We start from the raw sequence: 11,785 nt of genomic DNA, 5'->3' as shown, positions 1-11,785 counted from the left end.
CCGGGCCGTTTAAAAGGATTGTCATGCTCGAAACTGATACGTCCACCGCTTCACGTGACGGCCGTCCTGATCCCGACGCGCTGCTGGAGAAGCTGCAACAAGACGAACAGGCTGCCCTGCGCGGGAAACTGCGCATCTATTTCGGTTCCAATGCCGGGGTAGGGAAAACCTGCGCCATGCTCACCGCGGCCCAACGCGAAGTGGCCCAGGGCCGTGACCTGGTGGCTGGGGTGATAGAAACCCATGGCCGCCGGGAAACCGCTGAACTGCTCAACGGTCTGGAACTGCTGCCGCGATACAACGTGATGCATCGCGAGTGCACCCTCAGCGAGTTCGATCTGGATGCCGCGCTGGCGCGGCGTCCGGCGGTGCTGCTGGTGGATGAATTGGCCCACAGCAATGTTCCCGGTTCGCGTCACCCCAAGCGCTGGCAGGATGTCGAAGAACTGCTGCGCGCCGGCATCGACATCTGGACCACCCTGAACGTCCAGCACCTGGAAAGTCTCAACGATATTGTCAGCGGGATCATCGGCACCCGGGTGCGTGAGACCGTGCCCGATCATCTGTTCGACGCTGCCCATGAAGTGGTGGTGATCGACCTGCCACCCGATGACCTGCTGCGCCGGCTCAAGGAAGGCAAGGTCTACCTGCCGCCCCAGGCTGAGCGCGCGTCCCGGCATTTCTTTCGCAAGGGCAACTTGCTGGCCTTGCGTGAGCTGGCGCTGCGGCGCACCGCCGATCGTGTCGATGCACAGATGCGCGACTATCGCCGCGAGCGGTCCATCAACACCCTTTGGCCCGCGCGCGAGCGTTTACTGGTGGGCGTGGCAGGGTACCCTTCGGATGAGCGACTGGTTCGTGAAGCAGCGCGCTTGGCACAAAAGCTCGAGGCAGACTGGATTGTCGTCCATGTGCCTTCGGCGCAGCGTCGTGGTGCGGGGGCGAGCCGTTATGCCGCCGCCATGAAGACCCTGGCGCTGGCCGCCGAATTCGGCGCCGACACCGCCACCTTGTCGGGCATGGACGTCGCCGAGGCCTTGGTGGCGTTTGCCCGTGAACACAACGCCAACCGCCTGGTGCTGGGGCACTACCCGCGCAAGGTCTGGCAGTTCTGGCACCAGTCGGTCAGTGACCGCATCAGCCGTCGGCATCCCGAGATCGATCAGATTGTCATCGCTCATGGCCCGTTGCCCATCGTGGTTGCGGTGGCGGTCAATACTGACGCCGCGCTGCCGCCCAGCAGGGCGCCGGCGTATCTGTGGGCCAGCCTGGCCTGTTTCGCCGCCACGGCAGTGGCAGCCTTGCTGTTGCAGGTGTTCGATCTGGCCAACGTGGTCATGCTGTTTTTGCTCACGGTGGTGCTGGTCGCCTTGCGCTATGGGCGAGGGCCGGGTGTCTGGGCGGCGATGCTGGCGGTGCTGTGTTTTGATTTCTTTTTCGTCCAGCCACGCTGGTCGTTCACGGTCAACGACACCCAGTACTTTTTTACCTTCGCCCTGATGCTGGGGATTGCGTTGATCACCGGCCAGCTCACGGCACGCTTGCGCCATGAGGCTCGCACGGCGGCCGGACGTGAGCGGCGTGCGACTTCGTTGGCGAGGCTGGCGCGAGATTTGTCGGCGGCGCTGACGGTGGAGCAGATCACGGAGGTGGCGCTGCGTACTTTCAGCGGCGTATTTGAAGCGCGGGTCGGGCTGACACTGCCGGACGCCGCAGACAGTGTCCGTGCTCGTGGCGCGGGTGCATTCCCGATTGATGAAAGCATTGCCCAATGGGTTTACGACCATGGGCAACCCGCTGGCCAGGGCACCCATACGCTGGCGGCCGCGCAAGGCCGCTATTTGCCGTTGAAGGCCCCCATGCGCGTGCGCGGGGTATTAGTGCTGGAGCTGGCTGAACCGGAACGGTTGAACGAGCCTGAAGAGCAGCGTTTGCTCGAGGCCTGCATGAGCCAACTGGCAATCGCGCTGGAACGGGTGCATTTCGTCGAAGTGGCGCAAAGCACGTTGGTGCAGATGGAGGGCGAGCGCATGCGCAATACCCTGCTGGCCGCAATCTCTCATGACCTGCGCACGCCGCTGACCACCATTATCGGTGCGGCCGATGCAGCGGCGCCCCATGCGCCGCCCGGACCGCTGACACCGTTGCTGGACGGTATCCGCGATCAGGCCAGCGCCATGCAGCGGTTGATCGAAAACCTGTTGGACATGGCCCGGATGCAGGAGCGCGGTGTGCGCCTGAACCGGCAATGGCACTCGCTGGAGGAAATCGTCGGCAGCGCCTTGCGTCAACTGCGCGAGCCGTTGGCGCGGCATGTGGTGCGCACCGCGCTGTCGCCGCTGTTGCCGTTGGTGGAAGTCGATGCGCTGTTGATCGAACGCGTGCTGGTCAACCTGCTGGACAACGCTGCCAAGTACACCCCGGCCGGAACGCTGGTGCAGGTTACGGCCCGGCAAGAGCAGGACAGCATTGTGCTGGAGGTGATCGACGCCGGTCCCGGTTGTCCTCAGGGCAGCACCCCTCAGAGTTTGTTCGAACCGTTTACCCGGGGTCAGCAGGAGTCGGCCGTGGCCGGTATCGGCCTTGGGCTGGCGTTGGTCAAACGGATTGTCCTGGCCCATGGCGCAACGATCGAGGCGCAACCCCAGGCCACCTCGGGCATTCGCTTTGTCATCACACTACCGGCGGGTCACCCGCCTTCCATGGAATCGCTATGACCAGTGCACGCATCCTCATTGTCGAGGACGAGGCCAATATCCGCCGCTTCATCGGTATCGCGCTGCAGGACGAAGGTTTTCAGGTGTTCGAGGCCGACAACGTCAAACGCGCCCTGATCCACGCCGCCAGCCGTCAACCGGATCTGGTGATTGTCGATCTGGGCTTGCCCGACGGTGACGGCAAACAATTGATCAGCGAGTTGCGGGGCTGGATGACGGTGCCGATTCTGGTGCTGTCGGCCCGTGATCGTGAAGAGGAAAAAGTAGCGGCACTGGATGCGGGGGCGGACGATTATCTGGTCAAGCCCTTCGGCGTGCCCGAGCTGCTGGCGCGTATCCGCGCCCAGTTGCGCCGGCATGTACAGAACGGGACCGCCGCCGTCACCAGCAAGGTGACATTCGGCCTGATCGAAGTGGACCTTGCCACGCACGAGGTCCGGCGCGAGGACCAATCGGTGCATCTGACACCCATCGAGTATCGCTTGCTGTGCGCGCTGATTCGCGGGCAAGGCCGGGTCATGACTCATCGTCAGCTACTGTTGGAAGTGTGGGGCCTGGATTACGTCGATCGTGCGCACTACCTGCGGGTGCACATGGCGCACTTGCGGCAAAAACTGGAGGCCGATGCGGCGCAGCCGCAGCATTTCATCACCGAATTGCAGGTAGGTTATCGCCTGGTGGGGCTGTAAGGCACGGCGGGCGCTGGTTGCAGCGCCTGGCCGTGGGTCGCTCACTTGTCTTTCTTGATCCGGCGCTCGTGCAGGAAATCGATGTACAGCGTGATGAAGCCGAACGAAGAGATGCTGAATAACACGAGAAGGCCGATTTGAGTCGTGCTCATGATCAAAGTCCTGTGAGTGGGACGAGGAGCGCTCAACCTGCCGTGGCTGGGCGTCATCAATCGTCGAGGCACAGATAAATAGTACGAACCCGGGGCCTTGGGTAGCGGTTATATGAAAGCTTTACGGCGCCGTTCTTGAACCCTATGCACTTCATACGAGAGGTGGATAGGGAGCGTTCGAAAGGGAAGCAAGTATTGCTAGAATCCGCGAGCGTTATCCTGTCATCTCACTCGCCCCAAGGTCGCTGCGATCCACCATGAACTCGTCGAACCCTGTTATCCGAAACGTCCTGCCTGCTGATCTGGACCGCTGCTACGCCATCGAAATCGTTGCCTACGAAGGCGACGAAGCCGCCACCCGGGAAAAAATCGCCACGCGTATCGCCACCTGGCCCGACGGTTTTATCGTGGCCGAAGTGGACGGCGTTGTAGCCGGTTTCATCAACTCCGGTGCGGCGTTTCAGGTTGAAATGTCAGACGAAGCGTTCAAGGAACTGATTGGCCACGACCCGGCCGGGCCGCACGTCGTGATCATGTCGGTGGTGGTGCACCCGGATTATCAGGGGCAGGGGCTGGCGAAGCGGTTGATGGGCGAATTCATCGAGCGCATGCGCGCGATGGGCAAGGCCAGCATCCACCTGATGTGCAAGGAGCGGCATATTGCGCTGTATGCCGGATTCGGCTTTGCCTACATCAAGCCTTCTGCCTCCGACCATGGCGGCATGGCGTGGCATGAGATGGTGTTGGAGTTGTAACCAACCTCTACCCAGCACCGAAGATCCAATGTGGGAGCGGGCTTGCTCGCGAAGGCGGAGTGTCAGTCACGAATGATGTCGTCTGACACTCCGCCTTCGCGAGCAAGCCCGCTCCCACATTGATTTGTGTCGTGTCAGTAGAGACTGTCCCGCACCCGTGCCGGCGCTTCCCGGTCATACGTTTCGGCATCGAACTGCCCGTCGTTCAACCGCTTGTGGAACGCTCCCGCGGTCGGCAGTGCCGAGCGATCCAGATGCTTCTCGGGGTTCCACACGTCCGAACGCACCATCGCTTTCGAGCAATGGAAGTACGCCGCGTCCACCGTCACCAGCATCACCGTGCGCGCCGGTTTGCCGTTCACCGCGAAGCTCTCCAGTAACGCCGGCTCAGCGCTGATCTGCGCCGTGCCGTTGACCCGCAACGTCTCGCCGATCCCGGGAATGATGAACAGCAGCGACACCCGCGAATCGAGCACCACATTGCGCAGCGTATCGATGCGGTTGTTGCCCGGACGATCCGGGATCGCCAGGGTCTTCGGGTCGATGATCCGCACAAACCCCGGTGTGTCGCCCCGGGGCGAACCGTCCAGGCCGTCGGGGCCGACCGAGCTGATGATGACCAGCGGCGAGGCGCGGACCATTGCCTGATAGTCCTCGTTCAGAAAGGCAATCTGTTTGCGTACGGCGCGGTCGTGAGGTTGGCCGTAGATCGCTTCCAGTGCTTCGATGCTGTAGAGCATAACCACCTCAGAAAATCAGACTCATGCGCCGTTCATAACCGATCCGGCCCCTGTACGCCTCGCCGCTGTCGACCCAGCCGAATTTTGCATAGAGCGCGATGGCGGCCTCATTGTCCGCATCCACTGAGAGTTCCAGCGCCTTTATTTCCGGAAACGCCTGCCGAGCCACGTCGGGCAGGGCTTGCAGGCAGGCTTTCCCATAACCTTTGCCCTGCGCGCGGTGATCGACTTGCAACGCATGCAAGGTCGCACTGTGTTCATCGGCCCAGGCCGGCAACACGGGCGGGCGTTTGAGCAGCAGGAAGGCCACGGGAGTCTCCTCGGCCAGCAGCGCAAATCCCTTGACGCCGGGGCCGGGCTTGGACAGCAAAGTGTGCAACGCACCGTGGATGTCGCCGGAGAACTTGATCTGCTCTTTATTAACTTCGATGGCCTCGACCTGCTGGCGCTGGCGCACGTTCAGGCTTTCGTAAGGCACGAGTCGGGTTGTCACTGGAGTGTCCTTTTTCCAACAAAATAGGTGTCGGATTCTAACGAGTTTGCGTTCATGGATTATTTTTATTTCGACTGTCGATCTGGCGGTGCGCCAGACGACTAAGGGAGTCTTCACAACAAAAACCACGGAGAACCACCATGAATGCTACCCACGAAATCCAGGCCCTGATCGACACCTATCGTGAAGCGGTCATCGCCAAAAACGTCGAGAAACTCATGCCGTTGTATGCCGACGACATCGTCTCCTACGATGCGGTCAAGGCCCTGCAATTCCGCGGCAAGGCGGCTTACCGCGCGCATTGGGAAGAGTGCATGGAAATGTGCCAGGGCGCGCACAAATTCGACTTCGACCACATGAACATCGTCGCGGACGAGCACATCGCCTTCGCCCACTGGTTGGCCCATTGCGGCGGCACCAACGAGCAAGGTGAAACCCAGGCCTGCTGGATGCGCGTCACCGCCTGCTATCGGCGCGTCGACGGACAATGGCGCATCGTCCACGAACACTGGTCGGCCCCGTTCGACATGACCAGCGGCACGGCGCTGTTCAATCTGGAACCCTGATCGCCGGCTGTTTATCGGGAAGCAGCGCTAAAACGTCAATCAGCAGCCATAGTTGATCAGTTCGATCCGGGAGAGCCCACATGAAGTATCTATGCCTGGTCTACAGCAACGAGCAGGAATTGCACTCGCTGCCGGACAGCCCCCATGACGCCGAGTGCATGGCCTACGCCGAGGCGATCGAGGGCAGCGGCCGGATGATCGCGGCCGAGGCGCTGGAGTCGGTACAAACCGCGACCACGGTGCGTATGCGCAACGGCAAGCTGTCGATCACCGACGGTCCGTTCGCCGAAACCAAGGAGCAGTTGGCCGGCTTCTACCTGATCGACGCCAAGGACCTCAACGAAGCGATCCAGGTCGCCGGCAACATCCCGGCGGCCCGGGTCGGCAGCGTCGAGGTGCGTCCCGTTCGCCAATTGAATCCTTGAGTAAAAATCACAAGACAGGAGACCTGCATGAGTCCGCAACCCTATAAGCATCAGCCTGCCGAATTCGAGTTGTCCATCAGTCGGCTGATCGACGCGCCGCGCCGCAAAATCTTCCGCGCCTGGACCGAGCCGGCCCTGCTCGTTCAATGGTGGGGGCCGCACGGTATGACCACGCCGGAATGCGAAATGGACCTGTGGGTTGGCGGCCAGTTTCGCACCCTGATGCGCGCGCCGGACGGGACTGAGTATCCGACCATGGGGGTGTTTCTGGAGATCGTCGCGCCTGAGCGCCTGGTGTTCACCGACGCGTTCACTCCTGGCTGGATTCCTTCGGGTAAACCCTTCATGTCGGCCGAAGTGACCCTCGAAGACAGGGACGATAAAACCCTCTACACCGCCCGGGCCATGCACTGGTCCGAAGAAGACCGCCAGGCCCATGAGGCCATGGGGTTTTACGATGGCTGGGGACAGAGCCTCGATCGGTTGGAGACGCTGGTGACTGAAGGCATGCCGGACTGATGATTGACGCTTCGGTCACGGCTCGGGTCGAGCAGGTCTACCGCGAGGACTCGCGGCGGATTCTGGCGACGCTGATCCGTTTGCTCGGCGATTTCGACCTTGCCGAAGAGGCCTTGCACGAGGCATTTTTCGTCGCGGTCGAGCGCTGGCAGCGTGACGGCGTGCCGGACAACCCGCGCACCTGGCTGGTGTCCACCGGGCGCTTCAAGGCCATTGATGTGCTGCGTCGGCGCGCGCGTTTTGCCGCGTCCCGGCCGATGTTGATCGCTCAACTGGAGGAGCTGGAGCAGGCCGACTGGAGTGAGGAAGACGTGGAAGATGATCGCTTGCGGCTGATCTTCACCTGTTGTCACCCGGCCCTCGCGTCGGATGCCCAGGTGCCGCTCACGTTGCGCGAAGTGTGCGACCTGACCACAGAGGAAATTGCCCGCGCCTTTCTCTCGGCACCGGCAACCATCGCCCAGCGGATCGTGCGCGCCAAAGCGAAAATCCGTGACGCCAAAATCCCTTATCAAGTGCCGACGCTGGCAGAACTGCCCGAGCGTCTCGACAGTGTGCTGCGGGTGATTTACCTGGTGTTCAACGAAGGTTACTCGGCCACTGTCGGCGCCGAACTGACCCGCGAGGACCTGACACGCGAAGCGATCCGGCTCGGGCGGTTGTTGATGGAGTTGCTGCCGGAATCGGAAGTGATGGGGCTGCTGGCGTTGATGCTGTTGCATGAATCACGACGCCCGGCCCGGACGTCGGCGAGCGGTGAGTTGATTGTGCTGGATGAACAGGACCGCTCGCTGTGGGATGCCGGGATGATTGCCGAAGGTTGCGCGCTGGTGGAAGCGGCGCTGACCACCGGAACCTTCGGGCCTTATTGCCTGCAAGCCGCGATTGCGGCGGTGCACGCCGAGGCGCCCACGGCGGGGGAGACTGACTGGCAACAGATTGTGGGGTTGTATGACGTGCTGTTGGCGGCGGTGCCTTCACCGGTCATCGAGTTGAACCGGGCGGCGGCGATCTCCAGGCGGGATGGGCCGTTGGCGGGGTTGGTGTTGGTTGACGGGATTCTGGATCGGGGTGATTTGCTGGATTACCACTTGGCGCATTCGGCAAGGGCGGATTTTTGTCGGCAGTTGGGGAGGAGTGAGGAGGCGCGGATGGCGTATGAGCGGGCGCTGGAACTGACGCAGCAGGTGCCGGAGCGGCGGTTTATTGAGGCGCGGATCAAGGCGTTGAAGTGATGTGAATGTGCGGACCTCTTCGCGAGCAAGCCCGCTCCCACATTCAATCCGGTTGATTCAGGAGGAACTCGGTCAAATGTGGGAGCGGGCTTGCTCGCGAATGGCGGCACCGCTATTCCAGCATCTTGCCGAGCAACCAGCTCCCCGCCGGCCCCGGCGGATGCAGCCGCGACCACAAGGCATCGACAAACACCGGTTTTGGCCAGCCGCGCACGTCCAGTTCCACCAGTGACCCGGCGCCAAACCTCCCCACCAACCACCGCGGCAAGGGTGCCCAGCCAAACCCGCCCTGGGCCATTTCCAGCAGCATCAGGTAACTCGGCGCCGACCAGACGCGGCCCTTCGCGCGGCTTTCATACGGATTGACGATCGTCGCCAGGCGCAATTCCCGGTGCAGTTGCAACACGTCCTGATTGAGGTTACTCAGCGCCGCCAACGGATGCTCGCGGGACACGAACAGGGCAATTTCCGTGCGTTCCTCCACGGTCGAGCTGACCAGGTCCGGCGGGTAGCTGTCTTGTTTTTCCGCAAAGGCCACATGCGCCCGACCGCTTTGCACCAGCGCCATCAGGTCGTCGCATTCGGCGATCAGGCATTCGAGTTCTAGGTCCGGATAACGCTGCTCGAACGCACTGAGCGCCGCTTCGAAACGGTCGGACTGATAGGTGTCGGAAATCGCCACCGTCAGCTTCGGTTCAACCCCTTGGGACAGTTGGCTGGCAGTCATTTCCAGGCGGCTGGTGGCGGCCAGGATCTCCTCGGCCCGTTGCAGCATCACGTGCCCGGCCGGGGTCAGGCTCGGTTTGCGGCTGCTGCGGTCGAAGAGCGTCAGGTTCAGATCGATTTCCAGGCTGGCCACCGCGGCACTGATGGTCGACTGACTGCGCCCCAGTTTGCGCGCCGCCGCAGAAAACGAACCCTGCGTCGCCGCCTGGACAAACGCCTGCAACACTTCCTGAGATGCCATGAACTATCGCCTTGATCGATGGTTATTGGTTATGAAGTATCGGCGCGAGGCTGGATCATGGCAACCACAGTCACTCAGGGAGCCCTGATCATGAGCGCCAACAAATCCATCACTGAACGTATTTTTCAGGCCATCGGTTTCGAGGTGTTGGCCATTTTGATCTGTACGCCGCTGCTGGCGTGGATCATGGACAAACCGATGCTCGAGATGGGCGTCGTCACGTTGGTCATCGCCGCCCTGGCGCTGGCCTGGAACGTGGTCTTCAACGGGTTGTTCGACCGTTTGCTCAAACGCTACGGCGTCGTGCACAACGCTTGGGTACGGGTTGTCCATGCGCTGTTGTTCGAAGGCGGGCTGGTGGCGATGGGGGTGCCGCTGATTGCCTGGTGGCTGAACGTCAGCCTGTGGCAGGCGTTCGTGCTGGATATCGGCGTGTTGCTGTTTTTCCTGCCGTACACCTACGTTTATCACTGGGCGTATGACGTGGTGCGTGAGCGCATGTTGATGGTGTCTACTGCTCGCTAATCCAGAGTGAACCGTTTTTGTGGCGAGGGAGCTTGTCGGATCGCCGCACCGTCCCGCTCGAGTGCGAAGCGCTCGCAAAATCTTCGACAGTTACCGAGATTTTGGGGCTGCTTCGCAACCCAGCGGGAGCAAGCTCCCTCGCCACAGGTTTAGGGGTTACAGGAACATTCCGCCGGACGCTTCCACGCGCTGGCCGTTGATCCACTGGCTGCCCGGCGCCAGCAGTAAAGCAATCGCAGCACCGATGTCATCCGGCTGACCCACCCGACCCAACGCGGTATTGCTGGCGACGTAGCTGTTCACGTCGCTGTTATCGCGCACGGTGCCGCCGCCGAAATCGGTTTCGATGGCGCCCGGTGCCAGGGTGTTCACGGAAATGCCGCGGGCACCGAGTTCCTTGGCCTGGTAGCGGGTCAGCACTTCCATCGCGCCTTTCATCGCTGCGTAAGCGCCGTAACCCGGCAAGCTGAAACGGGTCAGACCGCTGGACACGTTGAGGATGCGCCCACCGTCCGCCATCAGCGGCAGCAGGTGCTGGGTGAGGAAGAATGGCCCTTTCAGGTGGATGTTCATCAGTAAATCGAACTGGGCGACAGTGGTGTCAACGAAGTTTGCATTCAGGCCGATACCGGCGTTGTTGAGCAAGAAGTCGAAGTGCTGGCGATCAAACCGGCTGCGCAACACATCGGCGACCTGGGTGGCAAACGCTTCGAAGCGATCGCTTTGGCTCACATCGAGTTGCAGCATCACCGCCCGAGCGCCGAGGCTCTCGATTTCGGCGACCAGGGCCTGCGCCTCATCGGCCTTGCTGTTGTAGGTGCCGATAATGTCAATGCCTTGGGCGGCCAGATGCAGGGCTGCGTTTTTGCCAAGGCCGCGGCTGGCGCCAGTGATCAGTGCGATTTTAGTGTTCATGGGGCTTGCTCCAGAGCAGTGAGTGACGCTGTGGAGGAAGTTTATTTATCCGCCCTGAAGTGATAAACAGGATGAAATCGGAATCACTGGTCGGTTAATCCGAACAATACAGGGGCAGCTCATGAACAAGCTGGAACTGCTGCGCACCTTCGTTCGCGTCAGCGAAATGTCGAGTTTTACCTTGGCGGGCGAGAGCTTGGGTCTGCCCCGATCCACGGTGTCCGAGCATGTTCAGGCATTGGAAGCGCTGTTGGGGGCACGCTTGCTTCAACGCACTACACGCCGGGTTCAAGCCACTCAGGACGGCCTGGTGCTGTACGAACGCAGCAAGGATTTGCTGTCACACATGGACGACATCGAAGGCCTGTTTCGCCAGGACCCGGCGTCACTGGTCGGACGCATTCGCATCGACATGCCGAACTCTCTGGCCCGCCAGGTGGTGATGCCGCAGCTGCCGGACTTCATGGCGCGCCACCCCAGCCTCGAACTGGAAATCAGCACCACTGACCGGCGAGTGGATCTGCTTCGGGAGGGCTTTGATTGCGTGTTGCGGGTAGGGTCGCAGCCGGACCAGTCGGTGGTCGCTCGCCGCGTGTGTGATTTCGCCATGGTCAACTGCGCGAGCCCGGCGTATCTGCAGCGCTACGGGATTCCCGAAACGCTCGAAGACCTGGCGCAGCACCGGATGGTGCATTACGTCGGCGTATTGGGGTCGCGGTCGGACGGGTTTTTGTACGAGGTCGAGGGCAAGCCGCAGCAACTGCCGATGGCGGGCAGCGTCACGGTCAACAGCACCGATGCTTATGAGCTGGCGTGTCTGGGGGGATTCGGTTTGATTCAGGCGCCGGTCAAGGGCATGCAATCGCACTTGAGCCGCGGTGATCTGGTGGCGGTGTTACCGCAGTTCAGTGCACCGTCGATGGAGGTCTCGCTGCTCTACGCCCGGCAACGGCATTTGCCGCTGCGGGTGCGAGCGTTCATGGACTGGCTGGCCAATGTCATCCAGTCCACAACCTGAAGAAGTACTCGGTCAACTGTGGGAGCGGGCTTGCTCGCGAAGGCGGCGTGTCAGTCAACTCATCTGTTG

The 11,785-nt window shown here is 61.6% G+C and carries 13 protein-coding genes; 9 read left to right on the top strand and 4 right to left on the bottom strand.

What is annotated here, in order from left to right; all coding sequences use genetic code 11:
- Positions 1 to 23 precede the first annotated feature (23 nt).
- From ACA051_RS22405 to ACA051_RS22395, 3 genes are all read left to right on the top strand, one after another.
- Complete coding sequence (locus ACA051_RS22405; protein ID WP_497371972.1) at positions 24 to 2,717, top strand: DUF4118 domain-containing protein; 2,694 nt, start codon at positions 24 to 26, stop codon at positions 2,715 to 2,717.
- Positions 2,714 to 3,406, top strand: a complete 693-nt coding sequence (locus tag ACA051_RS22400) for a response regulator (protein WP_497304779.1) — start codon at positions 2,714 to 2,716, stop codon at positions 3,404 to 3,406. The genes ACA051_RS22405 and ACA051_RS22400 overlap by 4 nt, the downstream gene beginning before the upstream one ends.
- Before the next feature lie 409 nt (positions 3,407 to 3,815).
- On the top strand, positions 3,816 to 4,313 hold the full coding sequence (locus ACA051_RS22395) for a GNAT family N-acetyltransferase (RefSeq protein ID WP_497371970.1): 498 nt from the start codon (positions 3,816 to 3,818) through the stop codon (positions 4,311 to 4,313).
- A 134-nt stretch (positions 4,314 to 4,447) separates the two neighbouring features.
- Here the strand turns inward: ACA051_RS22395 and ACA051_RS22390 are convergent, their stop codons facing one another.
- Positions 4,448 to 5,053 (bottom strand): pyridoxamine 5'-phosphate oxidase family protein, encoded by a 606-nt coding sequence (locus ACA051_RS22390; RefSeq protein ID WP_497371969.1) that lies wholly within the window; start codon positions 5,051 to 5,053, stop codon positions 4,448 to 4,450.
- Positions 5,054 to 5,060: 7 nt separating this feature from the next.
- Positions 5,061 to 5,546 (bottom strand): GNAT family N-acetyltransferase, encoded by a 486-nt coding sequence (locus ACA051_RS22385; RefSeq protein ID WP_497304774.1) that lies wholly within the window; start codon positions 5,544 to 5,546, stop codon positions 5,061 to 5,063.
- A 140-nt stretch (positions 5,547 to 5,686) separates the two neighbouring features.
- On the opposite strand from ACA051_RS22385, the gene ACA051_RS22380 reads away from it, so the two are divergent.
- From ACA051_RS22380 to ACA051_RS22365, 4 genes are all read left to right on the top strand, one after another.
- A complete protein-coding gene (locus tag ACA051_RS22380) occupies positions 5,687 to 6,112 on the top strand; it encodes a YybH family protein (protein WP_497304772.1) in 426 nt (141 codons plus the stop codon).
- Positions 6,113 to 6,192: 80 nt separating this feature from the next.
- Positions 6,193 to 6,537, top strand: a complete 345-nt coding sequence (locus tag ACA051_RS22375) for a YciI family protein (protein WP_497304770.1) — start codon at positions 6,193 to 6,195, stop codon at positions 6,535 to 6,537.
- Positions 6,538 to 6,564: 27 nt separating this feature from the next.
- Complete coding sequence (locus tag ACA051_RS22370) at positions 6,565 to 7,056, top strand: SRPBCC family protein (protein WP_497371967.1); 492 nt, start codon at positions 6,565 to 6,567, stop codon at positions 7,054 to 7,056.
- Positions 7,056 to 8,291 (top strand): RNA polymerase sigma factor, encoded by a 1,236-nt coding sequence (locus ACA051_RS22365; protein ID WP_497371965.1) that lies wholly within the window; start codon positions 7,056 to 7,058, stop codon positions 8,289 to 8,291. Before ACA051_RS22370 ends, ACA051_RS22365 begins: the two co-directional genes overlap by 1 nt.
- 112 nt (positions 8,292 to 8,403) lie before the next feature.
- Here the strand turns inward: ACA051_RS22365 and ACA051_RS22360 are convergent, their stop codons facing one another.
- Positions 8,404 to 9,258: a LysR family transcriptional regulator gene (locus ACA051_RS22360; RefSeq protein ID WP_497304764.1), complete on the bottom strand. Its 855-nt coding sequence runs from the start codon at positions 9,256 to 9,258 to the stop codon at positions 8,404 to 8,406.
- Positions 9,259 to 9,348: 90 nt separating this feature from the next.
- On the opposite strand from ACA051_RS22360, the gene ACA051_RS22355 reads away from it, so the two are divergent.
- Complete coding sequence (locus tag ACA051_RS22355) at positions 9,349 to 9,783, top strand: multidrug/biocide efflux PACE transporter (RefSeq protein ID WP_497304763.1); 435 nt, start codon at positions 9,349 to 9,351, stop codon at positions 9,781 to 9,783.
- 156 nt (positions 9,784 to 9,939) lie between these two features.
- Here the strand turns inward: ACA051_RS22355 and ACA051_RS22350 are convergent, their stop codons facing one another.
- On the bottom strand, positions 9,940 to 10,698 hold the full coding sequence (locus ACA051_RS22350) for an SDR family NAD(P)-dependent oxidoreductase (RefSeq protein WP_497371963.1): 759 nt from the start codon (positions 10,696 to 10,698) through the stop codon (positions 9,940 to 9,942).
- A gap of 121 nt (positions 10,699 to 10,819) precedes the next feature.
- Here ACA051_RS22350 and ACA051_RS22345 point away from each other — a divergent pair, with 121 nt between their 5' ends.
- On the top strand, positions 10,820 to 11,716 hold the full coding sequence (locus ACA051_RS22345; RefSeq protein ID WP_497304759.1) for a LysR family transcriptional regulator: 897 nt from the start codon (positions 10,820 to 10,822) through the stop codon (positions 11,714 to 11,716).
- The last annotated feature ends 69 nt before the right edge of the window (positions 11,717 to 11,785 follow it).

The sequence above is a fragment of the Pseudomonas sp. LBUM1669 genome, assembly GCF_059695705.1.
This window is presented reverse-complemented; position numbering and strand designations above follow the sequence as displayed.